The organism is Nostoc commune NIES-4072 (assembly GCF_003113895.1).
Lineage (GTDB): Bacteria > Cyanobacteriota > Cyanobacteriia > Cyanobacteriales > Nostocaceae > Nostoc > Nostoc commune.
This window is the reverse complement of sequence record NZ_BDUD01000001.1, coordinates 5,725,745-5,744,196: the sequence shown is the minus strand read 5'-3', so window position 1 is coordinate 5,744,196 and position 18,452 is coordinate 5,725,745. Positions and strand designations below refer to the sequence as shown.

Genomic DNA, 18,452 nt, shown 5'->3' with positions numbered 1-18,452 from the left:
TCCATCTGGGATTTGACAAATGCAAGGATGGAACCCAAGACCGCCACGCGAGTTTGTGGTCAGGAAAATTCCCAAGCAAACTTGCTCCAGTTTCTACAAAATGCACAATTTGCTCTCAAACATTTATGGACTGCATTCATTTAACGGGAATTCGCTGCTATGGCTACACTGGGTATCTACCAGAAGAAAAGGTGCTAGGACAATGGTTTGAGGTGGATGTGAGGTTATGGTTGGATATCTCCACAGCGGCCAAGACTGACGCGATCGAAGACACTTTAGATTATCGCAGCGTCATTAGCTTGATACAACATCTGGTCAAAACATCTAAGTTTGCTTTAGTGGAGAAGTTGGTAACAACGATTACAGATTCTATTCTCCAAGAATGCGATCGTGTAACACAAGTTCAAGTCATTCTGAGCAAACCTGCTGCACCTATTCCAGATTTTGGTGGCAAAATTAGCATTGAAGTGACTAAAAGTAAGTCCGATCTCTAAATCACAAAAGGTGTTCTATTCTTGATGACTAAATAACACCCAAAAATCTTTAGTCTACTGAAGTAGACTTTAGCTGTTAGCCTGGAACTTTAGTTTCAGGCGGGTGAGTCAAGCCTTCAGTGAAGCTATATTTAAATTGACACCAATGCAAAGATGCGCGTTTCTACGAGTATATACGCTCATCTATGGTTAATTATTTTTTTCTGTACCCTATCTGTACGGAAACTGCTATCAATAGTTTTAAATAATACTATTTCACTTACCATTTAAAATCTAAGATAGTTTCAGACGGTAATTTAGACGCTGACTGAGATAAAATCTATTTGCATACAGAGCGCTATTAAAATTTTTAATACCCGACGATGATTAATTTTTAGTAATATTATAGTGATTGTTTACTATTATACTAATAACAACACATTATGTTATTTTCACTTACAGAAAAGGACTATGTTGTGATTTAATGATTTCTTTGTGTTGATTAATTTATACATAAATACTATACGCAGTATTTATTTTATTCGGAAAAATTCTTACATAATTTATGAAAATTGCTTTTTAATTGCTAGAAATTACATAAGAATTTATGTTCAATGTTAATAGCTTGACATTAGCCCTATGAAATAATCAAAATTAGCTTTGACAAGTACAGAAATTATTGGAGCTTAATAAAATGATGTTATTTGATCGTGACTCAGTATTTATATCAGCCAAGAAGACAGAATAGGTAGAAATTGTTTATGATAAGATAATGAGATTTTACATGAGTTGATACTCATAGCAAAAATCTTAACCTTAGCAAACAGGTTATTGTAACATGTTCGTCCGCAAAATCCTAGTTGTTGAGGATGAGAAAATCCTAGCCTCAAATATTAGAAATAGTTTACAAAAATTAGGTCATTCAGTTTTAGAAATAACTAAGTCTGGTGAAGAGGTAATCAAAAAGGTAGCAGAAACTCATCCACATTTAGTATTAATTGATATCAACCTAGCTGAGGAAATTGATGGTGTAAATGTAGCAGATATTATCCAGAATGATTTCCATATTCCTGTAATATATATAACAGAGAGTTCAGAATATAAAAAATCACAAAAAAATCAGCTAAGTGAACCTTTTAGTTACATAGTTAAACCATTTCTTGAAAGTGATTTATATTTAGCGATTGAAATGGCTCTGTACAAACATCAGAGCAAAAAGATATTATACGAAGAAAAACAGAGGCTGGCAGCAATTATCAACAGTATGGGCTGTGCAGTTATTGTGACTTATACTAATGGTTGTATTCAAATGATGAATACTAAGGCAGAACAAATCACTGGCTGGAAGCAAAGTGAAGCATTTGAGAAAGATTTAGCAGAAGTAGTTAGCTTAGTTGACAAAGATGTAGGAGAAATAATTGAAAATTTAGCTAGATACGTAATCGAATCAGGCGAAATTTTCAATTTACCAGAAAACTGTACATTGATTACCAAAGATGGCAAAGAAATAGCGATTGGGGATAATGTTGCACCTATCCGCGATCAAAATGGCAAGATTACTGGCGCAGTTTTTGTTTTTCAAGACATTACCAAACGCAAAGAGACAGAGGCACAACTGATCCGTAATGCCTTTTATGATGGGCTTACAGAATTACCAAATCGGGTTTTATTTTTAGATCGGCTCAGACAAACAATTGAACGTAGCAAACGCAGAAACGATTATTATTTTGCAGTTTTATTTTTAGATTTAGATGGCTTTAAGGGGATTAACGATCGCTTTGGGCATGGAATAGGGGATGATTTTTTAGTAGCGATCGCTAGACGTTTAGAGTCGTGCTTACGGGGTGGCGATACTGTAGCACGATTTGGTGGTGATGAGTTTACAGTTCTTTTAGAGGATATTAAAGATATTACCGACGCTACCAATGTTGCTAAACGGATTCAAGACTCCTTACGATTGCCACTTAACCTGAATGGATATCAATTATCTACTACAGCTAGCATTGGTATTACTTGGAATTTTAGTCATTATGAGGAGCCTGCAACTTTGTTGCGAGATGCTGATATTGCTATGTACCGAGCTAAAAGGCAGGGAAAAGCCACTTATGCCATCTTTAACCCAAGTGGCTAGTACCGCGAGGCGGAAGTCAAAAGTCAAAAGTCAAAAGTCAAAAGTATTATGAAATAAGCTCTTTGGAGCTTTTCAATGGTCTGCTTATTTACACCGTGCTGTACTAGTTATATCTTGCTTGGAGGTTAATAACCCACAACTTGGGTTAATGCTTAGTAACGGTTCACCATACTTATAAACACTACATTGCTAACTCATTGCTAAAAATCTTTTTGCACAGTCAAAACCTAATCGATAATTTCATCCTTAGTAATCCTGAAAGAACCTCTTCCCCAACCCTATAAGAGTTGGGGGGTTAAGTCTTGATTACTGAATCGATAGCGCAGAAATCACACCCTAAAAGAATCTTGAGCGGATTTTGAAGTTATACTGCGAACGAAAAAAGCCGTTGCCTTAGAAGTTCACTAGTTTTAATCTTAATTAATCTTGTAGCAAATATTAACTAAATCTTAAGATAGATATTTTGTGACTAAATATACAGTATTTTTCGGTATTTAATTTTTGAATACAAGAACGGCTTTTTTTGTGTTTCTCTGAAATGCCTGTAAATCAGTCTTTCTCAAGGCATTCGTCATAGGGATCAGTAAATTTCTAAGCAGTATTTAATTAAAAAACAATTTATGTATCTAAAGTGGGAGGGTAAAATCACCTAAATGTTAGGATAATATACAAAGATATCGTAAATCTTTCAAATCTGAAATTTTGTTTAAAATAATCAGCCAATATTAAGACAGTTTGTTAAGTTGGGTCAAATCAAAAATTTCGCTAGTTTCACTGGCAGTTTTCTCAAATAAAAAATAGTTACAACCAGGGGTTTTAAAATGCAGACAGTACAAAAAATTTACTGCCCGAATTGCGGCTGCCAAGCTGAACGCTATTACATTTCTGATAGTCAATTAACTCGAACACAATGCTCTAGTTGTGACTATTTGATGATTAGTTGCACTCGCACTGGTAAAGTGATTGAGGCTTACGCCCCAGGTATTTATGCACGGCGCTAGTCATTAAAAATTAAAAATTAGAGAAAATTTTCTCTAATTTTTAAGAATAAAGTTTAGTTGTCAACAATTTCGAGCATTTCACAGGTTGTTATTCTGTTGCCGGAGTTTTTGCTGTCGTATCTGTTCTTGTAACCTCAATTGTTGCTGTTGTCTAATTTGTTGATCTTGTCTGAATTGTTGCTGTTGTATTCTTAGTTGTTGCTGTCGTGTAAAGTTTTGCCATTGCTGTCTAAGTTGTTCTTGTTGTAGTCTCTGTTGTTGCTGGCGTATAAGTTCTTGCTGTTGTTGTGTAAATTGTTGCTGTTGTAGTCTCAGTTGTTGTTGTAACTGTGGTTGCTGAAACTGTTGTCGAAGCAATGTTTCGTTAAATTGCTGTTGTGTTCGCTGAGTTTGCTGCTCTTGTTGTTGTCTCATTCTTTCTTGAAAAGACTCAGGTTGCTGAGGATTCGTCTGAATTATTTGTGCATAGGCAGGAGAATTAATTGATAAAGCTTTTCCAAGCACAATCAATAGTAGCCATGCTTTAACCCTTAATAAGCGATTCAACATGCAGTTATTTCCTCAATTGTTATAGGTTGGGTTGAGCGATCGCTAAACCATTAAAATTTCAACATTATTTATATATTTATCTTAATTAAATTATACATTCACATTTTTAGATGGGTTGCCGGATTTCCGTAATCCATGTATCTCCGGCAAGTAGGTTTAAAAAGAGATTTCAGGCAGTTTTACACCATAGATAAACAGAGATAATCCTCAAGATACATCTGCGTTTATCTGCGGTTCTATATTTATTCATAAAATTGACTGCAAGAGGTTTAATTCTTACTTGCTCTAAGTTGTCCACAAGCAGCATCAGCTTCTAAACCACGGGAATAACGCACACTAACGGCAGTATTTTGTTGCTTAAGGACGTTGACAAATGCTTGAATGCGATCGCGGTTAGGGCGTTTGTAATCCACTTCTTGGATAGGATTATAAGGAATCAAATTCACATGACTTTGAAATCCTCGCAGACGCTTTGACAGTTCCAATGCATGTTCTGGTAAATCGTTGACACCAGCGAGGAGAACATATTCAAAGGTAACGCGGCGTCCAGTGATTTCCACATATTCTCGACATTCAGCCAGCAAATCTTCGAGAGGATAGGCGCGGGCGCTGGGGATGAGTTTTTCCCGCAGTGCTTGATTCGGGGCGTGGAGACTTACAGCGAGGGTGATTTGCAAATTGTTTTGCGCGAACTGACGGATGCGATCGCGAATCCCAACTGTAGAAACTGTAAGCGATCGCTGTCCAATACCGACATCTTGATTCAGAGATTTCAACGCCGCTAGGACATTCTCAGTATTCAACAAAGGTTCGCCTAGTCCCATAAACACTACATTGCTAACCCGTTGCTGAAAATCTTCTTGCACAGTTAACACCTGATCGACAATTTCATGCCGTGCTAGGTTACGCTTGTAGCCTCCCTTACCAGTAGCGCAGAAATCACACGCCATTGGGCAACCCACCTGAGTAGAAACGCAAACTGTCAAACGAGATTTTGGCCCATCTCCCGCTTCTGCAAAGGTTGGGATGCCAACAGTTTCGATAATTTGATCGTCTGCTAATCGTAAAAGAAATTTGACTGTGCCATCGGGAGCCTCAGAACGGTAATGTAAAGTTGAGCGTCCAATGGGGATTTCTGCTAATTCCTTCCGCCATTGCTTGGAGAAAACAGAAATATCAGCTAGCGATCGCACTCCCTTGTTATAGATCCATTCATGCAGCTGCTTTCCTCTATAAGCAGGTTGTCCCTGCTGCTGTACCCAAGTGGTTAACTCCGCAAGAGAAGCGCCGAGAAGGGGGGGAATTAATTCTGATTTTACTTGGTTGTGTAACTCAACTTGAGATACAAGAGGCGTAGCAGACATAAAAAATCAAGAGTTGATGTAGGATCTCTATCCTACACCTGCCAGATTAACTTAGGCTTGACCAAAGAAGACGAGGAATTACCCAAAGGTCGTACCGTTCCAGCCCCACATCGCACCCTTAGCGTCTGCAAACTCTATATAAATTCGATTTTTCGGCACACCTAGAGTTTGGTTAATCTGCTGGCAAAATTCCTGGCTCATTGCTGCGGTTTGGTCTGGTTTCATTGTGCCAATGCTTTTAATTTCAATATAGCAAACTGGGTCTGTATTCCCTGCAAAGGTCATGGGAATTTCTGGCTCAAAAGCAGTCATTACATAAGATTCTGGTTTTCCCAAATGTTTTGCTAACTTGGCTGATAGGTTTAAAAGCATTGATTCAATTTCAGCTTTTTCAGGAGCAGTTGCAGAAGTTTGCACTTTAATTAATGGCATAGTACTGAATTAAGATTTGGGATTTTATTCACACTGTTAAGTTTATCGAACCGCAAAAGAGATGAGCGAGTGAGGGAGAAGAATTAATCACCAATGCCCCATGCCCCATGCCCAATGTCCAATGCCCAATGCCCCATGCCTCATGCCCAATGCCCACCATTTAGTTATGAGATGAGCGAAATAAATGACTATGTTCGGGATGATATAAACGCGATCGCCCTTTATTTGCCGAGAGGGCTGGACTGATTATATAAAGTGTAGTGCGAATTAGTTTTTCTTTATGAGTGCAGTCTGCCATTTCATTCAGGGGGACAACCTTGATTTTTTCATCGGGCCATCCGATGCGAAAGCAAATTGCAATCGGGGTTTCGGCTGGATAGTGTTCGAGTAGTTTAGCTTGGGCATTTTCGACATGACGCGCACTTAGATATAGGCAGAGGCTAGCTTGATGTGCCGCGAGAGAGGCTAATTCTTCAGTGGCGGGGACTTCTGTACGTCCACTGATCCGCGTCAAAATGATGGTTTGAACTAAACCGGGGACAGTCAACTCTACTTTGAGTTTGGCAGCTGCGGCTTGAAAGGCGCTGATACCAGGTATGACTTCAAAAGGAATATTTGCTTCAGCGAGGAGGTGCATTTGCTCGTGGATGGCGCTGTAGAGACTAGGATCGCCAGAATGGAGACGGACGAGAGATTTGTGTTGCGATCGCACTCTATCGATCATAATCGCCAAAATCTCTTCTAAAGTCTGATTCGCAGTTCTAATTATCTCCGCATCTTTTCGGCAAAGTTCTAAAATCTGTTCGGGTACTAAAGAATCAGCAAATAAAATCACATCAGCAACAGCTAGTAGTTTCTGCGCCTTCACCGTCAATAAATCAGGATCTCCAGGGCCTGCTCCCACAATGTACACAGATGGTTCTATGGCATATAGTGTTTTTTCATAACTCAGATTTTCACTTTTAGAAGAAGACACGGCAATCCCTCAAAAAACTTTTTTGATATTTTCTCAGTATCTTTCCGGATTCACCCTCTTTCCCTAGTAGAGAGTAATGGTAGATGCACCCTGGTTAAGCCCTAGAGAATACTCTGGGGCATTTTTTATTTTTTAGGAATTGGGAATTGGGCATCAGTTATTCTTCTCCCCCAAGCTCCCCTGCTCCCCCTGCTCCCTCATCCCCTTATCTCCCCATCTCCCTTAGGAGTAGGCACTACATCGGGTAAAGGGCGTTTGAGTAAGTAAAGCCAAGCTAATCCAAGTAATCCAAATAAAATTCCTAGACTACTGACTACTTGTGCCATTCGTAACGGCCCTAACATCAGGCTATCAGTGCGAAAACCTTCAATCCACAAGCGTCCTAAGCTGTAGGCTGGCCAGTAAACTAGAAACAGCGTGCCTACCTTCAAACGTGGCTTACCGGACAAAGACCGGAAAAACAACGTTATTAGCAATGCAAACACCGCTAAATCCCACAGAGATTCATAGAGGAAGGTGGGATGGAAGTAATCGAAACTCGCATACTCTAGAGGACGATGATCTGGGGGAATATACAGCTTCCAGGGTAAATTTGTCGGATCGCCAAAAGCTTCAGAATTAAAGAAATTACCCCAACGTCCGATCGCTTGCCCTAAAATCAGCGAAGGCGCTACTAAATCTGCCAGTTGCCAAAAAGAAACCTGCTTAATTTTGGCAAAGATTAACGCAGCCAAAACGCCACCAAGAATTGCTCCATGAATGGCAATACCTCCTTCCCAGATAGCAAAGATTTTCCCTGGAGTTGGGGCATATTTTGACCACTCAAAAAAAACGTAATATAGCCGTGCGCCAGGAATCGCCCCAATCAATAACCAAAAGAATAAATCGCCTAACAACTCAGGATTAACATTACGACGCTTTGCCAATTCCTGGGAAAGGATAACGCCAATTAACACTGCTGTGGCAATCAATAAGCCATACCAACGGATACTGAGTGGCCCTAATTTCACCAGAATCGGTCCTGGAGAAGTAAATTGAAATGCCAAGGGCAAGGTGGAAAAATCCAGTGCCATGAAAAATTACCTAGAATAGTTCGTTAACTACCCACGCACTTTGCTAAGTACGGAGTTTTTTGGGTGTCGAATGCTAGAACTGTACTTAAGTACTCCACAATTTCGTGGGGACATAAATAGAAATCCAGCATCCATATTTAGGAGTTTATAGCGGTTTTGTTCAACCTCATCCTCAACCCCTCTCCGATGTTTTGAAGAGGAGAGTGTTTGCTTGACTCAAATGCAGGGTGAGGTTGAGGCTATATTGCACCGCTATAGTTCCTAACGTCTAATTGAGCATAACTTGTACTAGCAAAACAATTGAGTAAAGCATCCTTACTCAGAACGCAAGATGGTAAATTTGAGTAAGTTACACAAAAGAGTTTCGATATAATCACCTAAACAACTTTGATATATCTAAAATTGTGATTGCTATTTATCCTGGTAGCTTCGACCCCATCACCTTGGGACACCTTGACCTCATCGGGCGCGGTAGTCGGCTGTTTGAGCGGGTAATTGTCGCTGTACTGCGGAACCCTAACAAAATGCCACTTTTTAGTGTGCAGCAACGGCTAGATCAGATCAGTCTTTCTACACAACATCTACCTAATGTAGATGTAGACAGCTTTGATGGTCTTACCGTCAATTATGCCCAAATGCGACAAGCACAAGTTTTGCTGCGGGGTTTACGGGCTGTGTCAGATTTTGAAGTGGAACTGCAAATGGCTCACACCAATAAAACTCTTTCTACCCAAATAGAAACAGTTTTTCTTGCAACCTCGAATGAATATAGTTTTTTAAGTAGTAGTGTGGTAAAAGAGATTGCAAGGTTTGGTGGCTCTATCGATCATCTCGTTCCCCCACACATTGCCCTAGATATATACCAATGCTACAATCAGAACTCTCCAATGTCGAACCCAATCTCAACGGAAGCAATCCCCCCCCTCAAGAGCATCTCGGTGGAGAGGGAAGCATAGATATCCAGCAGGAACTCAACCGTCTAGAGGAAATGGTTCTCTCTAGTCTCAGAATTCCTTTGACGGGACGCACTCTCATAGATGAAGAAAAGCTGCTAGATCAGCTTGATTACATCCGGCTTGCGTTACCATCGCTTTTTCAAGAAGCAGCAGTCATCCTCAACCAAAAGGACGAAATTCTGCTGGAAGCGGAAGAGTATGGACAGCAGGTTGTTGAGGCCGCGCAAGCAAAAAGAGCGCAAATTTTAGCTGAAAGCGATATTATTCACCAGGCGCAACAAGAAGCTGAACAACTGCGCCGACAAGTACAACAAGAGTGTGACGCAATAATGCAAGAAACGCTCTCGGAAATTGAGCGTAAAAGGTATGCTTGTCAACAAGAGTTAGAGCTTATGAGGCAAAGTGCGATCGCTCAGGCTCAAGAAATTGAAGATGGTGCTGATGCTTATGCTGATGGCATTCTAGAAAATATTGAGCAGGATCTCAAGCAGATGTTGCGAATTATCACCAACGGACGGCAACAATTGCAAATTGATAACCTCACCCAACGCAATTCACCTCCAGGTAATAAAAAATAGAGGTTCTAACGAGAGATGAGAAAAAATTATCGGTTGGGTTAAGCAATAGCGAAACCCAACAATTTTTATCCTCTAAGCTTAATCTACTTAGTAATAGGTTTAAAATTTTAGCTTTTAATTAAACAGGATTTTTTATAAATGCTTACTTTCGCTCAAGTGAATTTTGGATTAAATCTAGCTGGTTTAATTGGAATTATTTATTTTATTTTGGCAGTTATTTACTTTATTTTAACAGTAGCTTGGCTAGCCCAACGTGGAACTAGGCTTACAGGTTGGTCTTTAGCTCTTTACATTATTCAAGTGATATTTACACCAATTATAATGTTAATGTGCGGAGTAATCTTGTTTTTTCAAGGTTGGCGTTTAGATCCAATTCTTCAGTTTGAGCAATTTTTATTACTGTTATTAATTATTTATTTCGCTATTAAAGATATTGTAATTAATGCAGTTTACAGAAATAGGTAATTTGAGAATTGAGATAATTTAATTAATAATATTTGTGTTTAAAATTCAGAAAAATGGGTACTGGGTAGTGTAAAAATTACTTAATCCCCAGTCCCTAGTATCCTTTACTGCGATCGCGTTTGGTTAATTCGCTTTTGCAATTCGGCTTCAATTTCTTCATCTGTGCTGCAAAACACTTTTGGACGTTGCTCTAATCTATCCATGAGAATGTGGAAAGCTTCTATATCTTTGGGATGGTAGCGAACCCAGTCCCGCAACTCTTCATCAGTCATCGCTTGGTAGTTAGAATCTGTCATGGAAACGTTACCTCACCGTTAGGGTAGATTTCTATTTGTATTGTGTCTCCAACTAGCATGTATATGCGCTTTGTCCTTTCGTCTAGGCGCACTACGTTTATCGATTGAAGCAGATTGCTTGCTCTTACTGACATCCGGTAATACGCTCCCAACTGCTCTGGTGTCGGTTCTAATTCCACCTCCTTATTTAATTTTCAAAGTTCCGATGGCTAGCTTTTGATTTCCTCTCAGTAGATGATTACGATTACAAAGTATATGTAAAATCATTTACCAGCATACCGGGAACTAAACTACCTCCTAGTTGGCGACTTTCATAAGTACCTACTTCGGGAATGAATTCTTGAAAATTGGTCAAATCTACTAACTTATCTCCCCAAAAACGATAAAGACTTTCATCAAAACGTAGGTTTTCAATAGGGGCAAGAATTTCTCCATTTTCTACCCAAAAACATGCATAACGAGTCATACCTGTGATTCTACCAGTGTGGCGATCGCTCCAATTCAAATAATGTAAATTAGATACATATAATCCGGTATCTAAACTTGGAAGAATCTGCTCAAATACTAAATTTCCGGTAGTCACTTCTGGCGCTCGTAAAGTCTCTGAACCATTAGCACCGTTGGCAATTTTTTGATATTCCTTAGCAGTTCGAGAATTTACTAAAGTATTTACCAAATGTCCTTTTTCTATTACAGGTAACTCCGGTGCTGCTATTTCTCCTAATTCATTAAATCGCGGTACTAATCCTCGCTGAAAGTTTTCTTTCAAATTAAATTTTGGAGAAAGTTGTTTTTCTTGACGCGATAAAGCAGCTAAAGCACTGTTTCCTTGTTGGATATCAGCTTCGCTGACTGCTCCCCAAGAAAGCATTGCTAATAAATCTCCAACAGCAGCAGGTGCAAAATAAGTTTTGTATTGTCCCCGTGGCAATTCTTTAGCTGGACGAGCAAGCAATTCAAGTTGCTTTTTAGCTTCGCTAATTTTTGCTATATATGCAGATATATCCCAATTACTCCCTGCAAATGTCCCCTTAACTGCTTGTCCAGAGGTGGAAAATAGAGAATAATCTAATGTAAAAGAATCAGTAGCAAACCAGTGTTTTTGACCACTAGAATCACCATAAGCTTTAATTACTATTCCCCCCGCATATATACCTGTAAAATCTAATTCAGCAACTAGTTTTAGCACAGTTGGTACTACTGCCTCATCTGCCAATAAATTCCCAGAATGTATTTCCCGACTGGTATTATTTCCTGATGGTAAAACTAGATAAGGATCGATGGGTAGTAGAATAAGTTCGTCACGTAGTTCCTGCAAAGCAGTATATGCTAACTGCCAATCTACATCCCAATTTCCAGTAAAGGGAAACTGCCGAATGCTACTGCGTTGGTCTGCCATCAAAGTCAGTTCGATCCAACCATCAGCAACACAACCAGTTTGTCGCACTTTCGCGTGATTGAAACGAGTAAATAGACTTCTTTCACTGCTGAGTTTCACAGTGAATTGTTCACTTTCAGATTTTTTAATCAGCAGAGTTTCAATCAGTTGATTAAAGCTGACTTCTAATGCAGATAATTCCTCAATTTTCATAGATATTAAATATTAATAGGAAATAGGGGGAAAGTTAGGAGTTAGGAGTTAGGAGGTATGAGTTGAAGATTTTTTAACTTCTAACTCACAACTTTCAACTCCTAACTTTTTTCAAGTTCCTCCACCAAAAACTTCGACATTAGCAAATACACAAACAGGTGAACCATGTCCTACCCAAATAGCCTGATTTGGTTCTCCTTTACCACAATAAGGAGTACCATACATTTGCCAGTTTGTGGCATCTCCTACTTGGATTAGGCTATGCCAAAACTCTGGTGTTGTGGCGCGATAGTTGGGATTGCGGAGGGTTTTGGTGAGTTTCCCGTTTTCAATTAATTTAGCGTACTCACAACCAAATTGGAATTTGTAGCGGCGATCGTCAATTGACCAAGAACGGTTAGATTCCATGTAAACGCCGTGTTCTATTCTGCCAATAATGTCTTCAAAGCTAGCGTTTAGAGGTTCTAAATTTAAGTTTGCCATGCGATCGATCGCAGGTCGATTCCATGAAGAAGCACGCGCACAAGCAACTCCTAGTACACCAGCCCTGGCTTGACTCTCTAAACTGCCTAAACCCCGTTGCAGTACTCCTTCTTTAACTAAATATTCCTTTGTTGCTACAGCACCCGTATCATCAAAGCCATAGCTGGCAAATTCACCAGGCACGGTAGGATCAAAGGTAATGTTCATCAGTGGCGAACCATATACTAGGTTGCCAAAATCACTTTTATTAACGAAGCTGCCCCCAGCATAGTTACGCTCATCTCCCAAAATTCGGTCAATTTCTAGGGGATGCCCTACACTTTCGTGGATTTGCAGCATCATTTGGTCTGGGGCTAAAACTAAATTGGTACGAGTGGTAGGGCATTCTTGTGCTGTCAACAGTTCTACTGCTTGTTCGCCAATTTGCCGCACCCGATGCCATAAGTTTTTTTGCTCTAAAAGTTCTAATCCACCTTGATAACAGTTTGCGTGAGAACCATTGTTACTACGCTGCTGTACAACCGCACCATCTTGGGCGGTAGCTCCATAATGAGTGCCTATAGATAGAGTTTTTTGATAGACTTCTGAGCCGTTGCTGCTAATAAACCAAGACTCTCTCTCAATGGTGCTAGCACTGGCTATGGTTTGCACAATCTTGTCGTCAACTTTCAGTGTTTGGCAAATCCGAACCAGTAAATCGTTGATTTCTCCCGGACTCAGAGCATCCAATGGCTCAAGGTATGGAGATTTATATTCACCAACGACTTTAGGGCGCTCACTTTCACGGAAGGGATGTATCCACCATTCACTAGCTGCTAGTGCCTGTTTATAGGCTGTTTCGGCAGCAGCTTGTAGAGAAGACAGTTCCAGAGAGTTAGTTGCTGCATAACCCAGACAGCCATTTACCAAAACCTCTAGCATGGCTCCGACAGTGAAGGATTTGCCGTTTAGTTGGGGTAAGGCGTCACGGACTGAACGGGTTGTAGAAATTTCCTTTACGGCTCTAATACCAATCCAATCAGCAGGAATGTTGAAACTAGCGATCGCTTTTTTTAGAGTAATCCACATAAGAATTTAAAATTTAATTCCGGTGCCAGCGTGTACCATCACGGCTATCAATTAGCGTAATACCTTCTGCTTGGAGTTCGTCACGAATGCGATCGCTTTCGGCAAAATTCTTGGCTTTACGTGCTTCTTGCCTTTGCTGAATTTTCGCCTCAATTTCCGCATCGCTTAAACCATTACTCTTGTCAGCTTCCGTTTCTATCTCGGCTTCTAAACCTAAAACTCCAGCCAATGTGACAAGAGTTTGCCATTGACGCTTTAACTCATCAGGGGAAGTTTCGGTTTTCCCTTCATGCACAATAATATTTCCTTCACGGCGTAGTTCTTTGGCTAATTCAAACAGCACTGTTAACCCACCAGGAAAATTAAAGTCATTATTTACAACTTCTTGAAAGCGTTCAACATAGGGATTGGGTACTGGGTATTGGGTACTAGGTATTGGGATATTCCCAGTTCCTAGTCCCCAGTCCTTAGTCCCTAAATCCCAACCTAGTTTTTTGCCGTATTGGTAGCCGAAGAGTAAACCTTCCTTAATGGTGTGCCAACCGTTGGTTGCTGCGGCGATCGCTTCGTCGGTAAAATCTATGGGTGTGCGATATTGAGCTGTCAGGACGAACAACCGCACTGCCATCGGCTCAACTCCTCGATCTAGTAATTCTCGAATAGTGATAAAGTTGCCCAAAGATTTGGACATTTTTTCACCATCTACTTTTACCATGCCGTTATGTAACCAATAACGCGCTAAGGGTTTTCCTGTTACAGCCTCAGATTGGGCAATTTCGTTTTCGTGATGAGGAAAAATTAAGTCAGCACCACCAGCATGAATATCTATGGTATCACCCAGGCGATCGCGTACCATTGCCGAGCATTCAATGTGCCACCCCGGACGGCCTGCACCCCACGGTGACTCCCAAGCTGGTTCTCCTGGTTTTGCTGCCTTCCATAAAGCAAAATCAAAGGGGTCTTTCTTTTTCTGATATTCTGGATCTTCTACATTGACGCGCTCGCTTTTCCCGGCTTGCATATCCTCTAACTTGCGTCCAGAAAGCTTGCCATACTCAGCAAATTGCCGCACTGCATAATACACATCGCCGTCAGCAGGGTAAGCAAACCCTTTATTTTCCAACTCATGAATTAACCGTTGAATGCCATTCATCGTATGGGTAGCACGGGGATATTCATCAGCTTCTTTGATTCCCAATCGCGCCATATCCTCAAAATATGCTTTGATAAAGCGATCGGCTACAGCTTCCATTGAGGAATGTTCAACACAGGCTCGATTGAGAATTTTATCGTCAATATCAGTAAAATTTTGGACATATCGTACTTCATAGCCGATAAACTGGAGGTATCGGCGGATTACATCCCAAACGATGCAAGCTCTCGCATGACCCAAATGGCAGTAGTCGTACACCGTCACGCCGCAGTAATACATCTTAACTTTGCCTGCTTCGACTGTTTCAAACGGTTCTTGACGACGGGTGAGGGTATTGTAAAGGGTTAGGGTCATAACAGAGTAATGCTGAAATAAGAAGATACGTAATAATAGGGTAAAGCAGATGGGATGACAGTCCAGCATCCCTATGCTAGTACGTCACGGCGGAAATCAACATACTATTGGAAAAAATCTCGAAAGCTCAGAAATCAAGGGTTTTTGATTTTTGAATTTTAACTTCCGCCTTGCGGCGCTAGTGTTTTCTGGACTATCTGCGCTACATTACTATTTTTTGACTATTTGATAACAGCGCTATGCACTCAGCAGTTACACCCGAATCTTCGGCAATGGATACGCCCAAACAAGGAATGCCAGTAACAATTATTACGGGTTTCCTCGGCAGTGGCAAGACGACTTTACTTAATCATATCCTCAACAACCAACAGGGTTTGAAAACCGCCGTTCTCGTAAATGAATTTGGCGAAATTGGCATCGATAACGAGCTAATTGTTTCCACTGGTGAGAACATGGTGGAGCTAAATAATGGTTGTATTTGCTGCACTATTAATAATGATTTAGTAGATGCAGTTTACAAAGTTTTAGAACGGCAAGAAAATCTAGATTATTTAGTAGTGGAAACAACTGGATTGGCAGATCCGCTACCAGTAGCTCTAACATTTCTGGGCACAGAATTGCGAGATTTAACTCGTTTAGATTCGATTATTACCGTAGTAGACGCGGCAAATTACAGCCTAGATTTGTTTAACTCTCAGGCAGCATACAGCCAGATTGCTTATGGTGATGTAATTGTACTGAACAAAACTGATTTGGTTGATGAAGCCACCTTAAATGAGTTAGAAACAAAAATTAACGAAGTTAAGGAAGGAGCGAGAATTCTCCGTACCACGCGATCGCAAGTACCACTTCCGTTAATTCTCAGTGTTGGTCTGTTTGAGTCTGATAAATATTTTGACACAGTGGTGGATCAACACGACCATCACGATCATGAACATCACGATCATCATGATGATCACGATCACTCAACATGCGGTCACGATCATCATGACCATGACCACGACCATCACCATCATTCTGACCATTTAGAAAATGATGGTTTTACTTCCATCTCTTTCCAAAGTGATAAGCCTTTTTCTATTAGGAAGTTTCAGTATTTCTTAGATAACCAGCTACCCTCAAATATTTTCCGAGCAAAGGGGATTATGTGGTTTGATGAAAGTCCGAAGCGTCATATTTTCCACCTTTGCGGTAAACGCTTTACCTTGGATGATGATGAATGGCAAGGTCAACTGAAAAACCAGTTAGTGCTGATTGGTCAAAATTTAGATCGTGAGACTTTAATTAGTCAACTGGAAAAGTGCATTTGTCTTCCTTCAAGTTCTCGCGGTAAAGGGTTTGGCAAATAATTAGAGACGCGATTCGCGTCTGTACAAAATTTTAATACTCGTTCCCAGGCTCTACCTGGGAATGCATTCCAATGGCTCCACCATCGAATAACGTAGGCGTAGCCCGTCGTAGACTTTGCTTCCTCACTTCCCTGCATTTACGCACGAGTGTTTCGTCAATAATTAGGAATTACGAATTACGAATTAATTCAAATGCGCGTTGTTATCCAGCGAGTCAAATCATCTCAAGTTACAGTTAACGGTGAAATTGTCGGCAAAATCGGGCGGGGGCTAAATTTACTCGTAGGCATAGCCAATACTGATACTGATGCTGAAATTGACTGGATGGTGCGTAAGTGCTTGGAATTACGGCTGTTTCCTGACGAGGAGGGAGACGATCGCTGGCAAAAATCTGTACAAGAGATTGGCGGCGATTTATTAGTAGTCAGTCAGTTTACCCTTTATGTTGACACTCTGCGGTCTAAAGACACGCAGATTCTCTAAGACTTAGCTTAAAAGGGATAGTCAAATATCCCCCTAGACGCTCAAAACAACTACCAGTACGAGAGATATTGCAATTGCGCTTACTTAGAATGCTTTCCGAGTTCATCACTTGCCAGTTCGGTGCGCTCCGTGCTTTCCCATTACTTGTTTGCCCAGAGCTGCAATTTGTGCAGGTACGAGGCAAGTCAGGGGTCACTCCTTACAAAACACTTCTTAGCGCAGATGATTATTCCTACTCGCACAACAATATTATCATTTTTCACGGTGGTTAAAACCACCCGTGGCGCGTTTCCTCCACTGCCTGAAAGTCAAGTGGCTTCCACGCGTTCCACAATGTTGTTGTGACTGTCGCAAAGGTCGCCGTCCTTCTTTTGACCGTTCAGCCGCTCCCCAATCAGCAGCAGATTTGTATAATCGTTTTGTTACTAAGTTAAAAGCTAGCGGTTTGCAGGTGGAAACAGGTCAATTTGGTGCAATGATGCATGTTACAATTGAAAACGATGGCCCAGTAACTTTGTTACTTGAAAAAGAAGCAGTTTAAGTACATACACTAAAAAGAAGAATAACAGTAGCCTCTAGATCGTGGTGTTCTAATTGATGAGAGAATATTAGATTAACCATCACAAAAGTTTAAATTCAGTCATCATGGCGAAAATCCAGTTTTCTAGAGGTCTTGACGAAGAAGTAACTCCAGAGGTGCGCTTGACGCGATCGCGCACTGGTGACAGTGGCACAGCAACGTTTATTTTTACCAATCCAAAGATTTTAGATCAAGGTAGCACCGAAGATATTACCGGGATGTACCTGATTGACCAAGAAGGAGAGATAATTACCCGTGAAGTTAAAGCTAAATTTATTAACGGGAAACCGGAAGCATTAGAAGCACTTTACGTAATGAAATCTCCCCAAGAATGGGATCGCTTTATGCGCTTTATGGAACGGTATGCTGAAGAAAATGATCTGGGACTGAGCAAAAATGACGCATAGGGTATAGGGCATTGGGCATGGAGCATGGGGAATTGTCATGTTCAATGAATGCACCATTTACCATGCCCAATTATCCATTAGTCAAAATTCATGAGTAAGCTATAATGTCACAACCCCACCAAGACTCGCCTAGAATGACGGTAACTTGTGCTGTGATTACTGTCAGCGATACACGTACTTATGAAACAGACAAAAGTGGTCAGCTAATTCAGCAGTTACTCCTTGATGCTAACCATGCTGTAGGAGCCTACACAATTATTAAAGATGAACCAACACAAATTCAAGAGCAGATAGAAAATCTAGGTAAAAGCTCAAATTTGAATGCTGTAATTTTCAGTGGTGGTACAGGTATTGCACCAAGAGATACCACTTATGATGCCATTGAAAAGTTACTAGAGAAAACCTTACCGGGATTTGGTGAGTTATTCCGTTTTTTAAGTTATCAAGAAATTGGTTCGCGGGCGATCGCTTCTCGCGCTGTTGCTGGTGTTTATCAAAATAAATTGATCTTCTCGCTTCCTGGTTCGAGTAATGCTGTGCGACTGGCGATGGAAAAATTGATTTTACCCGAACTTACTCACTTGGTAAGTCAGGTTTGTAATTAGTCATTGGTCATTGGTCAATAGTCAATAGTCAGCACAATTCGCAATTCGCAATTCGCAATTCGCAATTAAAGCCCACGGATAAATG

Annotated in this window: 20 protein-coding genes and 1 pseudogene; 11 read left to right on the top strand and 10 right to left on the bottom strand. The window is 40.6% G+C overall.

Annotated features, from left to right (window positions below; translation table 11 throughout):
* The first annotated feature begins 125 nt into the window (after nt 1–125).
* The 3 genes from folB (at nt 126) to CDC33_RS25625 (ending at nt 3,605) form a co-directional block, all read left to right on the top strand.
* Entirely contained in the window at nt 126–494 is a 369-nt protein-coding gene (gene folB, locus CDC33_RS25635; protein ID WP_109011312.1) for a dihydroneopterin aldolase, read from the top strand.
* An 817-nt stretch (nt 495–1,311) separates the two neighbouring features.
* Nucleotides 1,312–2,604, top strand: a complete 1,293-nt coding sequence (locus CDC33_RS25630; RefSeq protein ID WP_109011311.1) for a diguanylate cyclase — start codon at nt 1,312–1,314, stop codon at nt 2,602–2,604.
* Nucleotides 2,605–3,425: 821 nt separating this feature from the next.
* Nucleotides 3,426–3,605 carry a replication restart DNA helicase PriA gene (locus tag CDC33_RS25625; RefSeq protein WP_109011310.1) on the top strand — a complete coding sequence of 60 codons (180 nt, stop codon included), beginning with the start codon at nt 3,426–3,428 and terminating at the stop codon, nt 3,603–3,605.
* A gap of 78 nt (nt 3,606–3,683) precedes the next feature.
* On the opposite strand, the gene CDC33_RS25620 is transcribed toward CDC33_RS25625, so the two are convergent.
* The 5 genes from CDC33_RS25620 to lgt all read right to left on the bottom strand — a co-directional run bounded on the left by CDC33_RS25620 (nt 3,684) and on the right by lgt (nt 7,999).
* Complete coding sequence (locus tag CDC33_RS25620) at nt 3,684–4,154, bottom strand: hypothetical protein (protein ID WP_109011309.1); 471 nt, start codon at nt 4,152–4,154, stop codon at nt 3,684–3,686.
* Between the two features lie 269 nt (nt 4,155–4,423).
* A complete protein-coding gene (gene rlmN, locus CDC33_RS25615) occupies nt 4,424–5,518 on the bottom strand; it encodes a dual-specificity RNA methyltransferase RlmN (RefSeq protein ID WP_109011308.1) in 1,095 nt (364 codons plus the stop codon).
* Nucleotides 5,519–5,596: 78 nt separating this feature from the next.
* On the bottom strand, nt 5,597–5,950 hold the full coding sequence (locus tag CDC33_RS25610; protein WP_109011307.1) for a phenylpyruvate tautomerase MIF-related protein: 354 nt from the start codon (nt 5,948–5,950) through the stop codon (nt 5,597–5,599).
* Between the two features lie 160 nt (nt 5,951–6,110).
* On the bottom strand, nt 6,111–6,926 hold the full coding sequence (gene cobM / locus CDC33_RS25605; protein WP_109011306.1) for a precorrin-4 C(11)-methyltransferase: 816 nt from the start codon (nt 6,924–6,926) through the stop codon (nt 6,111–6,113).
* 197 nt (nt 6,927–7,123) lie between these two features.
* Nucleotides 7,124–7,999, bottom strand: coding sequence for a prolipoprotein diacylglyceryl transferase (gene lgt, locus CDC33_RS25600; protein ID WP_109011305.1), 876 nt, complete (start codon nt 7,997–7,999; stop codon nt 7,124–7,126).
* Between the two features lie 404 nt (nt 8,000–8,403).
* On the opposite strand from lgt, the gene coaD reads away from it, so the two are divergent.
* The 3 genes from coaD (at nt 8,404) to CDC33_RS25585 (ending at nt 9,998) form a co-directional block, all read left to right on the top strand.
* On the top strand, nt 8,404–8,955 hold the full coding sequence (gene coaD, locus CDC33_RS25595) for a pantetheine-phosphate adenylyltransferase (RefSeq protein ID WP_109011304.1): 552 nt from the start codon (nt 8,404–8,406) through the stop codon (nt 8,953–8,955).
* Nucleotides 8,865–9,533: a F0F1 ATP synthase subunit B family protein gene (locus CDC33_RS25590; protein ID WP_109011303.1), complete on the top strand. Its 669-nt coding sequence runs from the start codon at nt 8,865–8,867 to the stop codon at nt 9,531–9,533. Before coaD ends, CDC33_RS25590 begins: the two co-directional genes overlap by 91 nt.
* 138 nt (nt 9,534–9,671) lie before the next feature.
* Entirely contained in the window at nt 9,672–9,998 is a 327-nt protein-coding gene (locus tag CDC33_RS25585) for a Ycf66 family protein (protein WP_109011302.1), read from the top strand.
* Nucleotides 9,999–10,102: 104 nt separating this feature from the next.
* On the opposite strand, the gene CDC33_RS25580 is transcribed toward CDC33_RS25585, so the two are convergent.
* The 5 genes from CDC33_RS25580 to cysS all read right to left on the bottom strand — a co-directional run bounded on the left by CDC33_RS25580 (nt 10,103) and on the right by cysS (nt 14,943).
* Nucleotides 10,103–10,294 carry a DUF6887 family protein gene (locus CDC33_RS25580; protein ID WP_109011301.1) on the bottom strand — a complete coding sequence of 64 codons (192 nt, stop codon included), beginning with the start codon at nt 10,292–10,294 and terminating at the stop codon, nt 10,103–10,105.
* Nucleotides 10,291–10,473, bottom strand: a complete 183-nt coding sequence (locus CDC33_RS41995; protein ID WP_109011300.1) for a DUF6888 family protein — start codon at nt 10,471–10,473, stop codon at nt 10,291–10,293. Before CDC33_RS41995 ends, CDC33_RS25580 begins: the two co-directional genes overlap by 4 nt.
* Nucleotides 10,474–10,538: 65 nt before the next feature.
* Nucleotides 10,539–11,885, bottom strand: coding sequence for a TldD/PmbA family protein (locus tag CDC33_RS25570; protein ID WP_109011299.1), 1,347 nt, complete (start codon nt 11,883–11,885; stop codon nt 10,539–10,541).
* Nucleotides 11,886–11,996: 111 nt separating this feature from the next.
* Nucleotides 11,997–13,436 (bottom strand): TldD/PmbA family protein, encoded by a 1,440-nt coding sequence (locus CDC33_RS25565; RefSeq protein WP_109011298.1) that lies wholly within the window; start codon nt 13,434–13,436, stop codon nt 11,997–11,999.
* Between the two features lie 13 nt (nt 13,437–13,449).
* Nucleotides 13,450–14,943: a cysteine--tRNA ligase gene (gene cysS, locus CDC33_RS25560; protein WP_109011297.1), complete on the bottom strand. Its 1,494-nt coding sequence runs from the start codon at nt 14,941–14,943 to the stop codon at nt 13,450–13,452.
* Between the two features lie 239 nt (nt 14,944–15,182).
* Here cysS and CDC33_RS25555 point away from each other — a divergent pair, with 239 nt between their 5' ends.
* The 5 genes and pseudogenes from CDC33_RS25555 (at nt 15,183) to CDC33_RS25535 (ending at nt 18,367) form a co-directional block, all read left to right on the top strand.
* A complete protein-coding gene (locus CDC33_RS25555; RefSeq protein ID WP_109011296.1) occupies nt 15,183–16,292 on the top strand; it encodes a CobW family GTP-binding protein in 1,110 nt (369 codons plus the stop codon).
* Between the two features lie 192 nt (nt 16,293–16,484).
* A pseudogene (locus tag CDC33_RS25550) lies at nt 16,485–16,757 on the top strand (D-aminoacyl-tRNA deacylase); the annotation flags it as partial.
* 298 nt (nt 16,758–17,055) lie between these two features.
* The gene (locus CDC33_RS25545; RefSeq protein WP_439956628.1) at nt 17,056–17,316 is read left to right on the top strand and encodes a D-aminoacyl-tRNA deacylase; all 261 of its coding nucleotides are present in this window, start codon (nt 17,056–17,058) and stop codon (nt 17,314–17,316) included.
* 104 nt (nt 17,317–17,420) lie between these two features.
* Nucleotides 17,421–17,762 (top strand): photosystem II reaction center protein Psb28, encoded by a 342-nt coding sequence (gene psb28, locus CDC33_RS25540; RefSeq protein ID WP_109011295.1) that lies wholly within the window; start codon nt 17,421–17,423, stop codon nt 17,760–17,762.
* Nucleotides 17,763–17,866: 104 nt separating this feature from the next.
* Complete coding sequence (locus CDC33_RS25535; protein WP_109011294.1) at nt 17,867–18,367, top strand: MogA/MoaB family molybdenum cofactor biosynthesis protein; 501 nt, start codon at nt 17,867–17,869, stop codon at nt 18,365–18,367.
* Nucleotides 18,368–18,452: the final 85 nt, after the last annotated feature.